The organism is Saliphagus infecundisoli, assembly GCF_020177375.1.
Taxonomy (GTDB): Archaea; Halobacteriota; Halobacteria; order Halobacteriales; family Natrialbaceae; genus Saliphagus; species Saliphagus infecundisoli.
Map to the genome: position 1 here is coordinate 20,941 of NZ_JAIWHV010000021.1, position 20,749 is coordinate 41,689.

14 protein-coding genes are annotated in these 20,749 nt (G+C 56.1%); 6 read left to right on the forward strand and 8 right to left on the reverse strand.

The features are described 5' to 3' along the window. Positions 1-8: 8 nt before the first annotated feature. Together LCF40_RS17435 and LCF40_RS17440 are read right to left on the reverse strand one after the other, a co-directional pair. Positions 9-1,577, reverse strand: a complete 1,569-nt coding sequence (locus LCF40_RS17435; protein ID WP_224829474.1) for a TrbL/VirB6 family protein — start codon at positions 1,575-1,577, stop codon at positions 9-11. A 96-nt stretch (positions 1,578-1,673) separates the two neighbouring features. Continuing rightward, complete coding sequence (locus LCF40_RS17440; protein WP_224829475.1) at positions 1,674-2,120, reverse strand: hypothetical protein; 447 nt, start codon at positions 2,118-2,120, stop codon at positions 1,674-1,676. 679 nt (positions 2,121-2,799) lie between these two features. Between LCF40_RS17440 and LCF40_RS17445 the strand changes: the two genes are divergently transcribed. Further along, positions 2,800-3,777 carry a hypothetical protein gene (locus tag LCF40_RS17445; RefSeq protein WP_224829476.1) on the forward strand — a complete coding sequence of 326 codons (978 nt, stop codon included), beginning with the start codon at positions 2,800-2,802 and terminating at the stop codon, positions 3,775-3,777. Positions 3,778-3,807: 30 nt separating this feature from the next. Here the strand turns inward: LCF40_RS17445 and LCF40_RS17450 are convergent, their stop codons facing one another. The 4 genes from LCF40_RS17450 to LCF40_RS23300 all read right to left on the reverse strand — a co-directional run bounded on the left by LCF40_RS17450 (position 3,808) and on the right by LCF40_RS23300 (position 6,540). Continuing rightward, positions 3,808-4,767: a DNA polymerase V family protein gene (locus LCF40_RS17450; RefSeq protein ID WP_224829477.1), complete on the reverse strand. Its 960-nt coding sequence runs from the start codon at positions 4,765-4,767 to the stop codon at positions 3,808-3,810. Positions 4,768-4,784: 17 nt separating this feature from the next. Beyond that, positions 4,785-5,666, reverse strand: a complete 882-nt coding sequence (locus LCF40_RS17455; RefSeq protein WP_224829478.1) for a DUF8159 domain-containing protein — start codon at positions 5,664-5,666, stop codon at positions 4,785-4,787. Between the two features lie 80 nt (positions 5,667-5,746). Next, positions 5,747-6,412, reverse strand: a complete 666-nt coding sequence (locus LCF40_RS17460; RefSeq protein ID WP_224829479.1) for an HNH endonuclease — start codon at positions 6,410-6,412, stop codon at positions 5,747-5,749. Then, entirely contained in the window at positions 6,409-6,540 is a 132-nt protein-coding gene (locus LCF40_RS23300) for a hypothetical protein (RefSeq protein WP_263623711.1), read from the reverse strand. The genes LCF40_RS17460 and LCF40_RS23300 overlap by 4 nt, the downstream gene beginning before the upstream one ends. A 125-nt stretch (positions 6,541-6,665) precedes the next feature. On the opposite strand from LCF40_RS23300, the gene LCF40_RS17465 reads away from it, so the two are divergent. From LCF40_RS17465 to LCF40_RS17480, 4 genes are all read left to right on the forward strand, one after another. Next, positions 6,666-7,043 (forward strand): hypothetical protein, encoded by a 378-nt coding sequence (locus LCF40_RS17465; protein ID WP_224829480.1) that lies wholly within the window; start codon positions 6,666-6,668, stop codon positions 7,041-7,043. 22 nt (positions 7,044-7,065) lie between these two features. Further along, positions 7,066-8,691, forward strand: a complete 1,626-nt coding sequence (locus LCF40_RS17470) for an Hsp70 family protein (RefSeq protein ID WP_224829481.1) — start codon at positions 7,066-7,068, stop codon at positions 8,689-8,691. A 30-nt stretch (positions 8,692-8,721) separates the two neighbouring features. Beyond that, a complete protein-coding gene (locus LCF40_RS17475) occupies positions 8,722-10,266 on the forward strand; it encodes a DnaJ domain-containing protein (protein ID WP_224829482.1) in 1,545 nt (514 codons plus the stop codon). 750 nt (positions 10,267-11,016) lie between these two features. Beyond that, entirely contained in the window at positions 11,017-12,354 is a 1,338-nt protein-coding gene (locus LCF40_RS17480) for a transposase (protein ID WP_224829483.1), read from the forward strand. Between the two features lie 480 nt (positions 12,355-12,834). On the opposite strand, the gene LCF40_RS17485 is transcribed toward LCF40_RS17480, so the two are convergent. Next, positions 12,835-13,593, reverse strand: coding sequence for an IclR family transcriptional regulator (locus LCF40_RS17485; RefSeq protein ID WP_224829484.1), 759 nt, complete (start codon positions 13,591-13,593; stop codon positions 12,835-12,837). A gap of 824 nt (positions 13,594-14,417) precedes the next feature. Here LCF40_RS17485 and LCF40_RS17490 point away from each other — a divergent pair. Next, positions 14,418-17,459 carry a LamG-like jellyroll fold domain-containing protein gene (locus LCF40_RS17490; protein WP_224829485.1) on the forward strand — a complete coding sequence of 1,014 codons (3,042 nt, stop codon included), beginning with the start codon at positions 14,418-14,420 and terminating at the stop codon, positions 17,457-17,459. 513 nt (positions 17,460-17,972) lie between these two features. On the opposite strand, the gene LCF40_RS17495 is transcribed toward LCF40_RS17490, so the two are convergent. Then, positions 17,973-20,591: a glycoside hydrolase family 2 protein gene (locus LCF40_RS17495; protein WP_224829486.1), complete on the reverse strand. Its 2,619-nt coding sequence runs from the start codon at positions 20,589-20,591 to the stop codon at positions 17,973-17,975. Positions 20,592-20,749: the final 158 nt, after the last annotated feature.

The window sequence follows — 20,749 nt, forward strand, 5'->3', positions numbered from 1 at the left end:
TTGGGTGGTTAGGAGTTCAGTATCCGATCGATGCGTTCCTTCTCCATTTCGTCGAACGTTTGGTGCTCATAATCGGCATCAATCGGGTCGACACTGTTCTGGTTCGTGTTGCTCGTCTCGACTGACTGCCCGGTGCTCCCGTCAGAGGACCCACTACGTGACGACGAGCCCCCGCCGTCACCCGTGGTAGACGTGGGTGACCCACCGTCGCCAGAGCCACCACTATCCGTGCTGGATCCCCCACTACTCCTGCCAAACCGATCGCGGATCCCACTGGTCCACCCGCTACCAGTAGAATATTGATCGAGGGTCGTTTGTTCGCCAGACCCGCGATCATAGAAGTCCGAGGCGATGCGTTTGACTTCTCCCGGCGCCCGGTGGACTGTTCGATCCAACGCTTTTTCCGTTGGTTCCCTTCCCATCTTGATCGATGCGGCGAGCTGGGCCTTCTGAAGGAACTTCCACGGAAGATATGCGAGTGCGAAACCGACCCCGAACGCGATTAACACGATCGAGCCGGCAGTTCCCGCGACCGATTCGCCCAGCGGGAGGAATATGAGGAATCGTAAGATGATCGACTGGATGATCGAGAGAGCCAGAAGACCCCCAAAGATGAACAACCCAAAGCTGCCGTAAGCACGAGCTTGACCGTGAGACGCCCATGCAGCCCACATCAAAGGCCAAAACAGCCCCACGACATACGTCAGAAAGTTCATTGCGATGATCGCGACTAAGGCTGCGATGACGATGATCCCCTTGAAGAATACTAAGACAGCCAATACAATCACGCCAAGCCCGAATCGAACCGCGCCGTCGACGCTGATGAACTGCTCACCATCGGGATAGATTTCTTGAGCTAATTCGGCAAATAAATGCAGTAAACCGGGGAAGAACACGAACGTCCCAAATATCATCAGCCCTGCAAACCCGACCCGCTTCCACGATCGCCGTCTCTTTTCGGCGCTATCATAAGAAAACGAAATGCCGAACTGCGTGATGAGCCACATGATACCGAGGACAAGCGGCCACGACATCACGGAATAAACGGTCTGCCAGAACCCACTCTCAGGTTCGGTCCAAGTCGAGGGATCCGTCGCCTCACCAGGTGCGGGAACTTGGATAGCATACGCGTGCAACGCGTTGATAAGCGCAATCAACTCGTTGAGTGCTGCCGTGGTGAAATACACCGCCACAGAGTGAGCCCACTCGCCTGGCGAATGTACTGCATCGGCTCCGCCCGTTATTGTTTCCTCTGCGGCTTTCGCCGTGTCGTAAATGTTACCGAGTCTTTCAGCCCCCGGAACATGTTCTTCGGCAACATCTCTTCCCCGATCCAGGACCGCGTTTCGAGCATTTTTGGCATCCTCTATCGGGGAAAAGCCACTCCCGCCATCATCCACCTCAGATGCATTCTCATTCGAGCTATTTTCTTCCTCACCAGTGTCTTCGACCACCACGTCTTCAGAATCCCCGCCACCATAGTCGATTGAGATGTTCGAGCTGCCATCGGGCTCCGCACCGAATCCATCATCCTCCGATTCATTACTCTCGTTCTCTTGAGCCTCGGCGACACTCACACCACCAAGTAATGGGATACTCAGCAGTCCGAGACCCAAAACCGCGATCAGTATCCACCGTGTATCGATTGGTAGTTGGGATCCCATGCCTGGGAATCAGAACACGAATGGCATGGTAACCAGTATCTCGCCACCCTCGAGGCAGCTGTCGAGGTTAACACCGACATAATCAAGCACTGCGCCTGCAGATCCGAGGAATAAGCCCCCGACGAGCGTAATTACGCCATTGACAACCGTGTTGCGCTCGCCTCGGCGACCACTGCCACGGCCAGTTCCCAAGAAGCCGATCGCAATTTGAGCCAACCCGATCAGGATGAGGACCAACGTCAGCAACCCAAAGAAGAGGAATATGGCCTGTCCGAGCGCGCCCGAACAAGCAACAGTACTAGCTTCCTCGAGCGCTGACTGGGCAATGACTGGCTGGATCAAGAGCACCGCCGCTGCGACGAATACTGTGATCTGAGCTATTGCGACACTCTGGCCAACCAGGACACGTTTCGTTGCCTGGGTTAATCTCCCATGGCAATTGTCATCCGGTCCCATGCAAGAGCCACTCTAGCCAATTGTATAAATAATTTAGGGTAATTTCAGTCCATTTTACTAATTTAATACACACTATAAATTATTAAAATATATCTATAGTCAGACCCTATGATTAATTATATACTATCTTTTACTTTTAGCAGTTCAACTATTAGCTATTAGTTTTGCGCTGTTTTATAAGAAATCATAAATAAGTATAAAGAATCTAGCAGTAGAGCCTCTTCAAACTAAGAGGAGACACTGTGTGAAACCCTCCACACTGGCTCGTCGAAAAGTCTTAGCCGGAATCGGGGCTACCACAGGGGCAGCAATCCTCGCAGGCTGTGGCGACCAAATGCAACAGCGAAGACAACGGTATAGCACAATGGAGGGCGGAGACGTCTCACCTGTAATCTCTCCCGAGGACTATGCACAGCAGTTTTCCGAAGTTGTGAATCTCGTTGGCGATTTCGGTGCGGACCCATCGGGCGAACAGCCGATCGATGCCCCTCTCAGACAAGCCTGGGATAACGACCGGCTGATCGTACTCCCGGAAGGCGAATACAAGATGAATCGGCCGTTCCGACGGACGAGGACCTCGAACGTTGGGTTAATCGGCCAGAACGCGACTATCCGGCATGGTGAGGTCAAAGCAATCAATAGACACACTGTCGATCGGGGCGAGTATACCGGCTCTACGATGATGTTCCGTATCGGGACCCCAACGAGCCCACATGGCGATCTCGTCTTCGGCGGCCTCATTTTCGACTGGGGATGGCATAAGAACGCAGGAATGCAGGGCCTCAATGCGTTCATCGATGGACAGGCTGAGATCCGGAATATCGTCTTTCAGGGGACTCATTCGCTTGGGTCGTTCGCCAATTTGCGCGTCGCGAGCGCCACGCCCGACTCGGTGGCTCTCGTTGACTCGGTCGATATGCGCGGGGGCGGGCTCCACTACATCGATACGATCAACACGCGAGAAGAGCGCCGATTCGATGAGGGACCTGAGCATCCCGATTTCGGGCAAAGCTGGGGCTCGACGGGGTTTACGGGCCATCCCGATCAACAGGGGACGACCGTGATCCGCAACATGGTCTGTGGCCCCTGGCCCGATAACACGGTCTATCCTCGAGGGGGCACCGGCCGAAAGATCGTCTCGGGGTGTACCGTCTGGAACGGCGGTGGGTCCCAAATCCGGAACAATGGAGGCGATGATTGGGAACCCGTCGAATGGCTGGATGGAACCGACAACAAAGAGGAAGCCCTCAACGGGCCGTATCCAGGCTCCGTGATCGAGAACTGCCACGTCCTCATCGATGAGAAGCCGGAGGGTGTCTACATCAACCCGCGTGGAATCCTACTTCAGGATGGTCCGCAACTCGTGCGCAACTGTGAAGTCGAGATCTCGTATGCCGAGGGCGGCGGGGCTGGAGGGACGTACGGCTTCGGGACGCGCGGCGAAGGCGGATCGGCACCGGCCGGCCCAGCCGTCGTCGAGAACTCAACAATTACGCTCCACGAAAACACGGATGCGATCTACGTCTCGCCGTACACAAACTCCCTCGAGGTCCACGATATCGAGATCAACACTGTCGGCTGGGAGGCTGGCCTTCGTCGCCTCGTTGGTGGCGTGGGCACCGATAATCTTCAAAACGTTATCGTCAACTCAGACTGACATCCTTTCTGGAAAGACGGTCTTCATGTGTTAGCGAAGAGTAACTGACGCAAGGATTTCTTCTGCCAACTCAGCGTACTCCTCGTCGTATTCTGGTCGCGAAACCTGAACGGAAGTCAAGTACTCGTTTCCATGCTCATTTACCAAGAGTTCGTGAGCGAATAGTGGATTCTCTGGGCTCTCAGTCACCTCGATGACGAACCGATGGCCGTCCTCACCGCTCGTGAGTGTCATCGGCTCGTCTTCATGGATTTCAAAACCTGGGTTGGGCTCGAAATTCTGTCGGTAGTTGGTGACATCCCCCTCAAGATCGAGAGAGGTTTCCCTGATGTCAATCCAGAGCCATGCAGTTTCGTTGGAGTTAGCGATTATAACCGGGATACTCTCGTCCGTCTCGACCATCTCCCAATCAGCAGGGTAGTCAACTTGATAGGACAACGCCTCGATGATGATCTGCTCAAACTCCCTCTCTTCCTCAGACTCGTTTTGATTGCTTTCGGAATCGTTCTCGTCGTCACTTGACTCGGTGCTGCTGTTGTCGGTGCTGTCGTTGTCCAGATTTTCCTGGGACTCCTCAGCTGTATCGTTCTCCTCCTCGGTATCTGTCTCATTGTCGTCCGGTTCGTTGTCTAAATCTGCTTGATCGCCCTCGGAGTCGTTCTCATCATCGTCATCCGATTCGTCGTCGTTGGGTTCTTCCTCGAGTATCGAGTCGTCATTATCGTCAGATTCACTTCCCTCATCGTCGTCCGATCCAGTATCGTTGCTTTGGTTGTCGTCTGGTGACTCGGTGTCGGTGATTTCCTTTCTTTCACCATCTGGTTGGGTCGATGTGTTTTCTGACCCATTGCCGTCTGTCTCGTTCTCCGGCTCCCCAGCCTCCTCATCGTCATCTCCAAGTCCGAGGCATCCCACCGTTCCACTCAAGATTGTGAGGGACCCAACTCCCAAGATCCAATTACGGCGCGTTGTGGTTTCTGGATCTGTCAAGTGTCCTCCGTCCATCGTTAGTTACTGCTGTTGTTGTCGTTATTGTCTTCCTCAAAATTGTTGGTGATTTGCATGGTCCCCTCGATCTTATCCTGAAACTCCTCATTGGAAATGTCACCCGAATAATAATTTCGAGCCCACTCTCCATCAACTGAATAAGATCCTTGCTCTTCTCCTTCATAATCTGAGATCGTAACGCGAAGACCGTCCGTCTTTTCTTTCATTTTCCCATCGTATTCCTCGGCAAATTCGTTTTGGAGAATGTTATCAAACATAACGTATTCAACTGTGATATCGACAATCTCTTCGGACAGGGATTCACGCTCTTCTGCATAAGAAATATACTCAATATGCATAACACCATCAGATATTGCTCCATTTGTCACTTCATACCCTTTCTCTCTCAGCATATCCTCAAATACTGCAAGCGTATTAGCGGCCTTTTCGTCCTCTGAAAGTTCCTCTCCCGAACCTCCCTCACTATCACCAAGGAACGAGTCCCCACCAAACCCCCCATCATTGAGAGCGTCCGTCTCATTCGCCTCTTGGTCAACTGATAGTTTGTCGGCGTCACCCTCGGTATCATTCTCGGCTGGACTGTCAGAGCCACCCGCATCCCCGAGCACCACGAACGGCGCGACACCGAGGCTTATGACCAGCAGGACCACCACTGTGAGGGCGAAAAACGTCACTGCTGCCGGCATCACCCCTCCGCCGGGGGAGAAGCCGGGCGTGTCGCGCCGTGCGAGCCGATCTGCCACTCTGTTGTAGTTCGAGAACACGGCGAACGCGAGAACCGCTGGTACCAGTGGGAAGCAGACGACGTACAGTACGAACACGACCGTATTTCGCAGTGTCCGGCCAGCTTCCATCCCTGGAATATACGTTGTGAGTGCCATTGGCTCGCTTTACCTGTTCTATGATACTAGATATCTATTGGTGATAAATTTTCCCCCAATATTGTGACTCGTGGCCATCATCATCGGAGATGACCTCGCCACAGTGCCCACACCCCGATTAGAACGGGAGGCCACACTAACAGCGCCGTTGACAGCAGTGCAGGACTCACCCCAACACCCTGCAAGACGATTGCTGATATCCCTGTCGCACCCAGTCCGAGGACCGTGGTGATGAATAGCGGTTTCGAAAGAACGACTACTAACACGACCACTGTCGGGATGCCGATCCAGACCGCCTCGGTCTCGAGTGAACCGATGTGAACTCCCGTTCCATAGGCGAGCAAGCGACCAAACAGACCAACCCAGACCGACATGATGAGCGCGGCGAGAATCCCTCGTAGGCTCGCTCGCACTGCCCCAATCCGATACACTATCGGCCCGTCGCCGACCCAGCCGTCCTGGAAGATATTGTGCTCGTGGCTGTTCTGGTGACAGGGCTCGCACAGCGTCTCGAGGTTCGACAGGTGATTCGACCCGCCGTTGGCGTACGCCTGGATGTGGTGAGCGTGCAAGCGTTCGCCGTCGTCACCAGCGTGGGGTCCGCTCTGTCGCCCACAGTTCTGGCACGTCCAGTCGTCTCGTCGATACACTGTCTTGCGGCGTGCCTCCCAGTCCGGCGGATTCTTCCCCGAGTACGTCTCTGGATCGTCATAGCGAGAGTTGATCTGGGAGTCGTACTGACTCATTCAATCTCTCCCTCCACGAGTCGTGTCTCATCGAAGACGATCTGCTCGGTTCCCGAGTCAAGGCATCCTGCCACTTCCAAACCGGCCAGCGGCGCACTTGAGACGGTGAGCAGCCGCCATCGATTCATATTGGCCTATCTTATATTTCTCTACATAAGTGTTCGGTTGGAGTGAGAGAACGTTGAGATGAGTACTGAGATGGTTACCCCACAACGATTAATAATCTAGATCTCGTGGGGTAACGCCAAGGACGATGGCCGAAGACAAACCCGAATCGCCTGATCTCCCAAAAACTCTCCTCGAGCCTCTCGAACGGCAGTCACCCACTCGCCTCGAAGAAGTGAGTGCGTACGCTCGTGAACTCGCCCGGTGGAAGCGTGAACGCGAACAAGAACTCACCGACGCTCAAGAACAGGACTCAATCAGCGACGACGAACAGGCCAAACTCGAAGCACGCGGAATTTCGACCGATCCGGCCGACTACGACGACGTCACTGCTAGTCGAGCCTATATTACGATTAAGGAAACGAAACCTGGCTATAAGTATTATTACTGGCAATGGAGATCTGGAGAGGACTCCTGGAAGAACCAATACATCGCCCCCGTCGACCCAAAGGACACGACCAGCTGACACCCCCCTCACCACTAAACTCATGAGTGATACACCTGCAATCGGGATTGATCTGGGAACAACCAACAGCGCAATTGCCCTTGCTGAGGCGGGCACAGGCGATCTCACAATCCTCGAAAACGGCAGCGGTGAGCGGACTACACCCTCTGTCGTGAGTTATGACGGCGTTGAAGCGCGTGTTGGCACTCCAGCTGTAAACCAGGCCGTCCAATATCCAGGACGAACTGTCTTCTCGGTCAAACGGCTGATGGGAAGCGATGAGGTCGTTGTCTTCGACAATACCCTGACGAACACCACGGAAGAACTCACGCCCGAAGAAGTCTCCGCACTCATCCTCAAGAAACTAAAACAAGACGCTGAACACCATCTCGAGCAGTCGATTACGAACGCGGTGATCACTGTTCCGGCGTATTTTAACGACGATCAGCGGCAGGCAACCAAACACGCGGGGGAGATTGCAGGCTTGACTGTCGATCGGATCATCAACGAACCCACCGCTGCCTGTCTCGCTTTCGGACTTCAAGGCGGTGAGGGCGAGACCGTCCTCGTGTACGATCTCGGTGGCGGCACGTTCGATAGTTCGCTCGTCAGCGTCGGCGGTGGCGTTTTCGAGGTCGTCGCGACCAACGGTGAGACCCAACTCGGCGGTGATGACTGGGACGACACGATTGTCGACTGGCTCATCGAGCGGATCGAACGCGAACTCTCGATCGCGTTCGACGCCGAGGCCAACCCGATCGCACTCGAACGACTGTTCGACGCTGCCCAGCAGGCCAAGCACGACCTCTCCGCGCGAGAACGGACGACCATCTCCATCCCGTTCCTCGAGATCGATGGAGAGACACACAACGTCGAATACGAGCTGGCACGCGATGAGTTCGAAGCGATGACGGATCACCTCGTCGAGACCACGATTGAGTGCTGTGCGGAACTCCTCGAGGATGCAGGCTATACACCAGCAGCGATAGACACGGTGCTGCTCGTCGGTGGCGCAACCCGAATGCCTCAAATCCAGAACTACGTTGAAGCGTTCTTTAATCACCCACCCTCGAAACGGGTGAATCCTGACGAAGCAGTTGCCCTCGGCGCAGCAGCCCAGGCGGCGATCATCCACGAAACCGCCCTTCCCGTGCCAGCCGATGACAGAAGCGGTGGACAGACCCCCTCTCTGGAAAAGAACCAACCCAACAGAACACTCGAAACGACCTCTGCCAACACGAACGATATTGTTCTTGCCGACGTCACGCCACAATCACTCGGCGTCAGAACAATAGATTTGGAAACGAGAGAATACTATTACAGCGTGCTAATCAACCGAAACTCACCGATTCCAGCACGCGCCACGGACAGATTCTCAACGTTGGATGACAATCAAGAGTACGTCAGGTTTCCGGTCTATCAGGGGAATAGTCCCACGCTGGACGAGAACGAACAGATTGACGAGTTCAAAATTGGACCGATCCCACCCCGTCCGAGGGGGGAGCCGAATATTGAAGTAGAGTTCCAACTCGACGAAAACGGGATTCTCCACGCCAGCGCCGAAGATATCGACCACAACATTGGCACCGAGATCGAAATCCAACCGACAATGACACTGACACAACACGAAATATCCAAACTCCGCCAAACCCTCCCCGTCCTCCGATAAGCAACAGCTCCCCAACACCCACCCCGGCCAATGTCCAGCACCGATCCCGACCCTGATCCCGACGCAAACTACTACGAGATCCTCGGTGTCACCCAGGACGCTACCGACGACGCTATTATTGCAGCATATCGGGAGAAAATCAAGAAACACCACCCGGATCTGAGCGATGCTGAGAACGCCCAAGAGATGACACAGTTGATCAATGAGGCCAAAGCCGTCCTCACCGATTCAAAGAAACGATCACGATACGATCGCCGCCGTACTCGCGACCAAGACACGTCCACTCGGAGCGAGAAGACAGAGACCGAAGCAGACCCACACCGCACGAACCAGAATCGAAATCATCGGACGAACCAGAATCGAAACCACCGCACGAACCAGAACCGAAATCATCGGACGAATCAGAACCGAAACCACCGAAAGGAGCGCCGCCAGTCACGAACCCGAACGCGCTCACGCACAGGCTCACGAACGGCTGACGAGGATGCGGATGATGACAGCGACCAAACCGAATCACGGACAGAGACCAATGACAGTCGTCAGTCGTACATCGGAGCTGTGTTTGCCACTTTTTGGGAAGTATACTACACTATCGACCAGTGGCTCAGCCACCCAGCCAAGCGATTCGCGCCGTTCCGACACTTCTTCTCGCCTCCGAGTTTCCGTGCGGTCATCGGCGAACCACGTCGGTGGCTCCTCGCACCGACGTCGATTCGGCTCCTGATCGCGGCATGCTTCGCCGTCCCAGTCCTCATCTGGCTTGATCGAACCCTGGGTTCGCTTTCTCTTTCTCAGGGACTTGCCGTAGTGGTGGCCGCAGTCGTCCTCAGCCACGCTGGCTATGGATGGCTTGGGCCATTCTCGTTCGAACCTCGAGAGCCCCGTTCGAAGCCGAGCTTCAATCCTGGGATGACTGCTCCCGTCTACCCGATGGTGATCGCAAACCTCGCCGGGTTCACTCTGGTCCTCATCGGCTATCTGACTGGCGCACCGTTCGGTGGACTCGGGTGGATGTTCTCCGCGATCGTCGGGCTAGTCATTTTCAGCCTGTTTTTGACCCCCATCTGTGTGTTTCTGGGAGTCTGTCTCGAGGCGATCCGTACGCACAAGCGGCTGCTTCGTGGGGCGGGACTTGGTATGAAGTTCACGCCAGTTTTCGTGTTCCTGTTTGCATTCACAACGTGGGGTTGGAATGTGAATCTTTCAGATGCCATTACGGACAGTTCACAGGCTCCTGAGACGGTTTGGATTCCACAGGTCCTGGTTGGCCCGCTTGAGGTAGGGACACTCGTGACGTTTCTGATCGGGATGGTGATGCTGGGGTGTCTGCTGGCGAGCGTGCTCTACATGGGCCGGTTTTTCGCGCGGGCGCCAAGCTGGGACCGGTATCAACACGGCTATTCGATCCGGCCTGGCGTGTGGAATCTGATCGTGACGCTGCCCGTCGCGATCATTGGGTGGGCCACGATCTCAAACGTCGACGTTGCTGTCGTTTTCCTCGGTGGGCTGCTGGTCCTTCCGGTTCCGCTTGCGAGCGCGTATGAACTCCGCCGCTGGCTTGAACCCTGGATCTGACGCCCTGCTAGTGCCGATATTTGACCAGCAAATTTCACGGCTCACCATAATTATGGACCCCCCGAGCTTGACCCGAGGCACTCGGCCTGCCCTGCCTGGAGAGTGGTAGCCTCCTCACCCACACTCGATGGCACTGTTGAATTCAATAGAGTTGGTTGGAAAACAACGGGTAATGTTAAGTAGTAATGTCTAACAGATATGAGATATGATAGAGAACCCCAATGAAATGTCAAGAACTCCGCCTCTACCGATTCTTCCAGCAACGTTTGCTGTAGGGGTAACGTTCATTCTCCTTCACTTCACTTTGGAAAACCCCTTTGTGACGGTCTTAACAGCAGCACAAGCAGGAGACATGGAATTTCTTCTGCCTCTCTTGGGTATCGCCTTTCTTTAGCCCGTTGCATGGTTTCGAAATCAGCTCGGAAATATCGTACAGCAGTCACTAATTGCAGGAATAGTCACTTTCACTAGACTAGAAGTCGGAGTAGTGCTATGAGTACCAGCACCTCCGACGCCTGCGACAACACCGCCTATTCGCATAAGATCACCGTTCGTGGATACCTCCAAACCCACGGCGAGGTCGCCTCCAAGGACGATCTCCGCGCCGGCACCGACGTGCCGGCGTGGTACATCACTAACATCGCCTCCCAAGCCCCCTTCTACACTTCCTTGAACCACAACAACGAGTACGTCGCCAGCAAGCACATCGTCGGCCACCGATCCACTCACGACGGGTTCTGGCGGCCCGAGGTGGATGACGGCGTCGCCGTCTTCCACCGCAAGGAAGACGCCAAGCCGACGCTCAAACACCTCGCGTTCCGCCGTCCATCCGGGCTGACCGCATCCGAAGCAAACGACCTTCTCGGTCGTCGCTCCTACCGCCCACTCCAGAAGCTCGCTGACCAACAGGAAGTACACGCCACGGAATGGCTAGACACCACCGTCTACACCCACAGCTGGCCGTCCCGCAGGGACGACCAGCTGGCTCAGCGTGAAACCGACCAGCCAGCCGATGTCACTCCCGACGATCCTGCTGACGACGGCTACCTCTACCGTGACGAACTCGTTGCAACCTTCCTCTCGGTCGCTGTCTCGGAACTTCAGTCAATCTCTCCCGAACGAGCTGCCGCACTCGTCCTGCGGCAGTTCGAGGGCGACTCCTTCGACGCCCTCGAACGCCGTCTTCAGCGCAATCACTCATTTCGAGAGGCTCTCGACTACACCGAGCCAGAGGACGTCCCGGATGGGACGTCGCTCTGGCGGGCCTTCGATGAACTTCATCCCGATGAACTCCGAGACTGCCTCCAGTCGATGTGCGGCGAGTTGCTTGCCGATCACGAACATGGCGGTGAGTTCGTCGTGATCGATGGAACGCACATCGCGGCGTGGGCGAATACGCGTGATGAGATCGAAAATGGCGAAGTTGAAGGTGCGAGCTGGGGGAAACACGAAGGATCGTTCTACGGGTACAAGGTGTTTCTCGTGGTGGATGCGGCAACGGAGCTGCCGGTCGCCATCACGATGGAGACCGGCAAGAGGAACGACAGTGCGGCGTTCGAACCGCTCGTTGAGGAGTTCAACGAGCGGTACGACACTGACGATCTCCAGGCAGCCCTCGCCGATGCCGGCTTTGACAGTCAGGATAACCGCGACTTCTGTCAGGATCAGCTCGATTGTCCGTTGCTGACGGCGATCAATCCTCGCCGATCGTCGCCGTTAGCAACGATCAAGGACGAAATCAAGGAACTGTTCAAGGAACACGGCGAGGAGATCGACAGTCCCTACGACGCTCTGGAGCGGCTGCCACAGAAGCAACTCTCGGAGTACGGTGTTTCCGTCGGAAACGTCGAGGAGACGTACATTTTTCAGGCAATCAAAGAACGGATGCATCGACACCTGCGGGCAGGTGTCGAGCGCGTATTCTCGCGTCTGAAGTCCTTTACCGGCCTTGATCGCGTCCGCGCACGCAAGAAGAACAACGTTGAGACTCACGTCGTTCTCTCGGCAGTAGCGCTGGTTGCAGCGTCTCTCACTGCACAACGGCAGAACAAACCAGGGTTGATACGGTCACCGAGTCGGCTCATCTGACGGTCGCGCCATCTGTCCAAAAAACAGGTGTCGCCGCCTGAGAGGCATCGCTCTCAGGCGGCTGTTTTTTCTGAAAGAAGCTCGACCAATCAGGCTGATCTACCGGCCGATTCAGCCATTTCTATCAAAAATCGTTCCATCGTTTCACCAACTCTACTGATGGAGTCCGGATTCAGGCCCGATCGTTCCGTCTGGCGATTTGATTTTGAACGTGCAACAGGGTATCTAGCAGTGCCGCACTCCACAAGAAATCGACTGCCTGTCAGCTGTGGGGGCGGCAGACATCAATACGAGCGATCCATTTTATTGACAGTTGTGGTTTGTTTAGCCAGCAGCGTTTCCATAGGTGACTACACCGTGTCAAGGCTGTCTACCTCGATCGCGGCTTCTACAACAGCGTGTGACGCCTAACTAATGGTAATTGAATCACAACCATACGAATGTAATACCCTTATACGTTTCGGACCGGGAAACGGTTTGCTATTGCCGGAGGAGAGCGATCTCAATCTCGCTTACTGTGCTGACGACAAGCCCCGTGAGGTCTTCTTCGAGTTTCTTCCCGATCATGCGGTCGATATTTCCTGAGATGCTGACTGCACCGACTGGTTCGTCATCAACCACGATCGGCGCCCCGACGCATTGGACAGCGGGATCGTGTTCACCCCTTTCGAAAGCCACCCCCTGATCTCGAATTGAGCGTAGCTCGTTCCTGAGTTCCTGTTTGTCGATGATCGTTTTTTCCGTGAATTGTTGAAGACCATGATCTTCAATTAGCTTTTCGGTCAACTCTAACGACTGTGAGAGGATCGCCTTTCCGCCGGCCGTTGCATGAAGAGGGACCCGACCGCCGACAGCAGGGAGGGGATCGCTTTCAACTGACATACCATCATTTCGATAGAGGTAAACTCCACGTTCTTCCTCGACGATCATCAAGTTTGTCGTTGCTCGTGTTGTTTTGGCTAGTTCATCAACAATTGGTTTCGCTAAACGAAATAATTTAGATCGCTTTTGAATCCGTTTCCCAACTCGAAGATATTGAAGACTTAGCCGGTAAACCTTTTCTTCCTTGACCACGTAGCCTACTCCCCGAAGCGTCGCCAGGTGCTTGTGGACTGTCCCCTTCGGGACGCCTGTCTCCTCAGCCAATTCCGTTACTCGTAATGGGCCGTGGTCGGCGAGAACATCAATAATTTGAAAGGACGTCTCGACCGCGTTGATCGTTGTCGATCCGTCTGACATACTTTGACTCTCATCCAAATCACAATAACTATTTCGGTTATCGAAACATATTACTAGCTTGCTTAATATTAGAGGGACAAATTTATATAAAGAAAAACGGCTACGAAAAACGATCTTCGGATAATTTTGAGAATTCAGCGGTCCAGTGGGTTGGTCTTCGCTCGAAAGGTCCATCCCGCTTTTGCATAGATTCTGACTCTATCAGAGGAGGAACAGATCCGACGTCTTCCGAATACATATAATATATCCAACGTTCAAAACTGAGTTTAGTGGTTCCGTGAGGAAGTTTCTACCGAAGTGGTAGATCGTGGCAAAATTGATCTGTTCCAGGTGATCACGAAGCACTTCACCAAGAGGCTTCCGAGACTTGCTCAGATTCATAGGGCCCCCGTAGCCTTAGTCATGATGAGGTTCATTCTGGCGAGATGATTCTCCAGATATGTGTCCAACCCCTGGCGCTGGTACCGATAGCGTTGTAGACCGGTTCTGTCGTTAGCCGTAGACGGCCTATCTTTCTATAAAAATAACAATATATCATCATATTAGAACTATAATTAAAATCGATAGGTTTTTACGTGTTGGTTATTTCCTTGCAAAGGTTACTGTCAACACTAGCCACGATTGACGAGGACGTAGCGATCGGCTGGACCGGTCCGCGACGAAATGCAGGGGGACAGTAAACGACTACACACCCAATCATAAGCATGCACGAAGAAAGCGAGCAGAACGAGCAACGTAAAGCTGCAAAGGATTCCCGCGCCACTGCCCGAAAAGCGCTAGACTCGCAATCCGAACTCCCGGCCAACTCGGTAGGCCAGCAAACGATGGCCACAGACGACGGATCCGTGGACAAATCTGGCCTATCGGTTGATCGACGGACATTTCTGACAAGTGTCGGAATCATAGGTGCGACGAGCACCGCCATCACCGGTGCACAAGCGAGCGAAGGGAAAAGTAAAACGACTACAAAATCGACACAATTGGACGCCTCGGAGTGGGAACCAGTGGATGTCCCATTCGATATGGCGACGCCCTGGTATAACGAAGTTTCGCCGGCTACCGTGCACGACGAGTATCCACGGCCTCAGCTCGTCCGTGAGGAATGGCGAAATCTCAACGGCGTCTGGGAGTTTTCGAGCGCAAGTGAAGGTGAGTCAGCACCTACCGGTCAGGAACTTAACGAGAACATTCTCGTACCTTTCCCTCCCGAATCGTCGCTCTCGGGAGTCCAGCGCCATGAGGACCGAATGTGGTATCGAACCACATTCTCCATTCCTCACGATTGGCTCGTACCGACGGCCCATCCGGGGCAGGGGATTGAGAACAATCCCAATTCACAACGGCTCTTGTTACACTTCGAGCGTGTCGACTGGGAGGCGACGGTGTATGTCAACGGTGAGGAAGTGACCATCCACCGTGGCGGCTACGACAGCTTCGCTATTGACGTCACCGACTACCTCACCGACGAAGGCAAGCAAGAACTCGTCGTCGGGGTTTACGACCCGACTGATACCGGCACGCAGCCGGTCGGGAAGCAGGAGGTCGAACAGGACCGCGACATCTTCTTCACCCCCTCATCGGGCATTTGGGACACGGTCTGGCTCGAACCGGTCCCTGATGCTAGCATCGAAGGTCTGGATCTGACGCCGAATATTGAGGAAGAACAGCTAGAGCTTACCGTCGACGCTCCCGAGAGGGCAACTGTCAAGGCCACCGCTTTCGACGGCGACGAGAAAGTCAGTAGCATCACCGGTCGGGCGAACGAGGAACTTTCGCTCCCAGTTCCGGATCCTCATCTGTGGTCGCCCGACGATCCATTCCTCTACGACCTCGAAGTAGAGCTTTACGACAGTGCGAGCAGGCAAAAGGAAGACAATAGTCGGGGTAACGCCAATGGCCGAAATAACGTTAGGGACGACGAGAAGGTAAACCGAGGAGCAAGTAGTCCTAGCGGGCGCGGCCAGGCCGTCGACGTAGTCGAAAGCTACTTCGGTATGCGCTCAATCGGCAAGCAGTCGATACGTGGAGTGGTCCGTCCTACGCTAAACGGCAAGTTCGTCTTCCACAACGGTATCTACGACCAGGGTTACTGGCCCGACGGCCTCTACACGCCCCCAACAGACAATGCCCGCAAATACGACCTCGAGCTCGCGAAGGACCTTGGCTTCAACGCCTACCGTAAACACATCAAGATCCCTTCGAAGCGGTGGTACTACTGGGCTGACAAACTGGGACTGCTCGTCTGGCAGGACGTGCCGAACCAGCCCCTGGGCCAGCCCGCCAGGAACGAGGACGCCCAAGAGTCGTTCCGATCGGAGCTTCGGGACATGATTGCGCAGAACGACAACCACCCGTCGCTCGCTGTCTGGATTCCCGTCAACGAGGGTTGGGGCCACGGCAAGACGAACTACGACCGAATCCGTTCGACGACGGACTTCGTCCGGAACTTGGACAGTGAACGCCTGATCAACAGCCTGAGCGGCATCGATACGATGTTCGTCGATGGCGAAGTCAAAGGCGACATGCTCGACAACCACAACTATGGCCAGGTGACGCCCCTGCCGGAACCGACTGACACGCAGATGTCTGTTGTCGGCGAGTCCTCGGCTGGCTGGACACCCATCGACGGCCACCAATGGGACGACGGGAGCCCGAGCGGGAACACGCCTGCGGTCCTCGTCGACAACCTGATCACCCGCGCCGAGAACAATTGGCAGTACATGATGGAAGATGGCTTCAGCGGCGCGATCAATCTCCAAACGACCGACACCGAGTATCACTATCAGGGAGTTGTTACCTACGACCGCGAGGTATTCAAACCGGACCTCGTCTCTGACGACGCAGTCTCCCGGATCAGGGAGGCGAATCAGGCGCTGATCGACGCCTCGAAGCAAATCGACCAGCGTCCGTATCCCTCCGTCGACGCCCCGGCATCGATCAGCGCCGACGAAGGCTTCGAATTATTCGGGATGCTCACGAATCCCGAGCGCGAGGAAGCAGGTTCGTTTGCGGCCCGGAACGTCGAGTTCAGCGTAGGCGTCCTGCCGAGTGGCTTCTCGAGCGAGGCCAAGACCGCGACGACGTTCGACGCGATCCCCGAAGGGTCGTCCGAGACGGTCCACTGGATGATCACCGTAGATGAAGACTCGGTCGACCCCGACATCTACGAGTTCGCCGTCGAGGTGTCCTTCGAGTACGAAAACGAGGTGTTCACGGTCACCGAGACGGTCGAGATCGAGGTTGTGGCCGGTGAGCCTCGCCTCGTGGGGTCGTGGCCGTTTGACAACGGCAGCGGCGACACCGCTACCGATGTCGCCGGCGGAAACGACGGCACGCTCGTCGGTGATCCGCAGTGGATGAGCGGGAAAGCCGGTTCGGCGCTCGCCTTCGATGGGAACGGCGATTACGTCGACGCGAATACGAACGTCCTGGATACCACCTGGGACTACAGCGTTGCGGCGTGGGTCAAACTCGATGATGCCAGCGGATTTCAGACGGCCGTGAGCCAGGTGATGGGCGATGGCACCGCCTTCTTCCTCCAATACCTCGGCGCCGAAGGGAAGTTCAGCTTCAGCTTTTTCGGCGGCCGCGCATTCGGCGGCCCCACCGTCGAAGCCGGGCAGTGGTACCACCTCGCCGCCGTCCACGACACTTACGAGGGCAGGGCAAAGCTCTACGTTGATGGCGAACGGGTCGCTGCTATCGACCGCGAGCCGACGGCCAGCAGCGGCAACTTGCTCGTCGGGCGCGCAACGGTCGACGGGAATGCCGTCGACTTCTGGAATGGGACGATCGACGAGGTCCGCGTTTACCAGTCGTCGCTCGATGATGCGACTGTCCGCGACCTCTACGAATCGAGTCAATAGCGAATCGCCCGGGCTTTCCTGCCCCGAATCGTGTTGCTGGCCCTTTCCCGTGCCCCGATCGCACGACTGCAGACAGCCGGGGTGACACCCTTCAGATTACAGATTGAAGAACCGAGGCGATAGAGTTCGTGGTGCCTATGCCAGAAGAGTCTTCCGTAGCTCAGCTTTTTCAATTAGAGGTTACATGTGTATCGCAAAAACGGGCACGAGAAGCGGTATTCTGGTGATTTCAAATATTCGGCGAGCCAGTGAGTCGATCTTCAGTGTAAAGAACGAGCTAGTTTTCAAGTCAGTGCGGCTCCAGTAAAAGGAATAAGATTCGGCTAACTTTCCGAATACGTGTGAAAACGCCGGTTTCTCGTCCCTTTTCGACCCCTCATATATGAGAATCCAACGTCCAAAGCTGAGCTATAACGAAAACTGATCGGCAGCGGCCGGTCGTTGCATCTCTCTTCTTGCTCGGTAGTCGTCGACTGACGCGACGCCGTGGTCATCACCGAGCCGCGTTTATAGTTACTCGGCTAATTCGGCGACTAGGCGGTCGACGATCGCCGTCGCAACAGGGTGACTCCCGTACCTGTCGGTGACCCTGAGCGTGCAGATGGTGCGATCCTCCCGCGTCATTACGACCGCGCCGCCGTTCTCGAGCCAACCTTCCGTGTAGCCGATAGACACGTCGTCGTCGGGTCCGGTATCGGTGACGTAGCCGTACGGATAGAGTTCCTCAAACGCCCAGCCAGGAACGCTACTGATCTCCGGCAGGAGGTCTTGGTAGAGCAACGACGCACAGAGGTTCCAGCTGTCGCCCTCGTCGAGTCCGCGATACTGGAACGAGCCGCCGCTGTCCACGGGCACCCGGCCGTCTGCGTCCGGAACGACAAGCGTGGGGCCGTTGGCCACGGACTCGTCGGTGACAAGCGAAACATCTGCATCCGTCGCCGTGTTAGCGACCTCGTAACCCCGTTCGGCGAGGGCGGAGGCGAGCCGGCCGGATTCCGCGTACACGGCAGGGGTGTCAGCCGGTTCGGCGCTCGGGCCGACAGTCACCGAACGCGCGACGCGCTGATCGAGATCCGGGGCCTCTGCGGTGAGTTCGAACTGCCGGAGGTCGTTCGTCACCGGTGCGTCGAAGGCCAGCACGTCCGCGACACGGATCGCGTCGTGAGCGTCGACCGAGAGCTCGTACGTCCGCTTGGTGTCGCTGCTGGGGACGCTAGCGTCGACGGTCACCGTCACGTCGACCGCCTCAGTCCGGTCATTGACGAGGAGCAGATCCGCCGTAATACGGTTTCCGTTCCAGGCGACGGGCGTCGATGGTTCGAGGTGGAGCATAACAGGGGCGTTGATCCGTGAGAAGTCGTCGTAGATGGCCTTCTCCTGGCGTTCGTAGTCGAGGATCCCGTTGAACTCCCACTCGATGTCGGTGAGCTCGGTGATCACGTAGCCGCTGACCCCTTTGTGGGCACGCATGTCAGCGATGATTGTCTCGATGCTCTGGAACTCCCGGCGCTGCCAGGCGTCTCCGAGCGCTTCGAACGAGTCGAACACGTCGGCCAAGTGGCTGGCGTCAAACTTCGCCTGGACATCACCTGGCCGTTTCATGCCCTCGAGGAAGTCGTGCTCAAACCAGTGGGGCTCACCATCTGAGGCCTCAAGGAGTTTCGGCACGTCCGGGAGTCCCCACGTCCCGAACTCGGAGACGAGCAGCGGTGCCTCTTCGGGATCGGTTCGGACATCGCCATAGTTGCCCGCGGGGTTCTCAACGATCTCACCCAGTCGGTCGCGCCACGGATCGACGCGGTCGGGCACGACGAAGTACTCGTGGTAGTCGTTGAGGTCTGTCGCGACGTGCGCCCATCCCGAGTTGTCACAGACTAGCCGCGTCGGATCGTAGTCCTTTGTCTCGTGATACAGCGACTCGATATAGTCCTGTTTCTCCTCATCAGTCCACAGAAACTCGTCGTCCTCGTGACCGCCGACGCCCCATTCTTCGTTGTAAAGCGACCAGATGATCACGCTGGGGTTGTTGAAGTCGCGGTCGATCATCCCGCGGAGTTGTTCGCGTACGAGTTCTTTCGAGCGGTCAGTGTAGCGGATAGGGTTGGCGGGTTCCTCCCAGACGAGCATCCCCATACGGTCGGCCAGCTCAACGAATTTGGGATGGGCAGGTTTGATGTGCTTGCGTAGGAGGTTGAACCCGAGTTCCTTCGCAGCCTCGATCTCCTGCTCGAAGGTTTCCAATTCGGCCGGTCGGTAGTATGTGTCCGGGTAGAACGCCTGATCGAGTGCTCCCCGCATCGTGAACAGCTCACCGTTGAGAAAGAGTTCGCCATCCTCGAACGAGACACTGCGCATACCGAAGTAGTCCTCGTAGGTGTCGACCGTCTCCCCGCCATCCAGTTTGATCGTCAGGTCGTACAGGGCCGGGGAGTCGGGCCGCCAGTACTCTGCGTCAGGGATTGAAAACGTGACTGAGGCCGCGCCATCCTCGACCGTGACAGCAGAGGAGGCGACGGTGGAGCCCTCGCGTTCAATCTCGATGCGCGCTTCTGGGACGGGTGCGCCGCCGACGATGGTCAGGTCGACGGTCGCGGTGTCGTCGGACAAGTCGGGCTTGACGCGGACATCGTCGACCCGTGTCTCGGGAACGGTAAAGAGGTCGACGCGCTGCCACGGACCGCTGACGCGGGTGTACCACGGCGTACCCTGCTTGCCATGCGGGATCTCGGAGAGATCCTCTGGGTCGTGGACCCGGAGGACGACGGTGTTCCCGCCGGCCTCGACCGCGTCTGTGGCATCGAGCGTGAAGGGGAGGTAGCCACCGCAGTGTTCGCCGACGCGCTTGCCATTGATCCACACAGTCGCTTCGAAGTCAACCGCGCCAAAGGTGAGCAACAGCCGCTCGTTTTCGTCGACGCCGTCGATGGAGAACACCTGTCGGTACCAAGCGGTCCCGGTGTACTCGCGCAGGTCGTCTTCCTCCTGCCAGGAGTGGGGAATCGACACCATCCGAGCATCGTCCCAATCTCCCGCTGGATCGAGGCGATCCACGTCGCCGCTCTCGTCCGTAGCGAACTCCCAGTCTCCTGTCAGCGATAACTCTGGATCCCGATTTTCCGGGGTCGTAACCATATACGAGAAAGATAGGAACCGATTACTTGAGTTTACTGGTCGAGGCAGCCGATGCAGCCATCGCAGTGTCCGCAGGTTCCGGGGTCTGAGCGGGCGGCTGGGTAGCCCGTGAGGCGGGACGAATCAGGACCGCGTGTCCCAGTTCAGCTGAGTCGTCT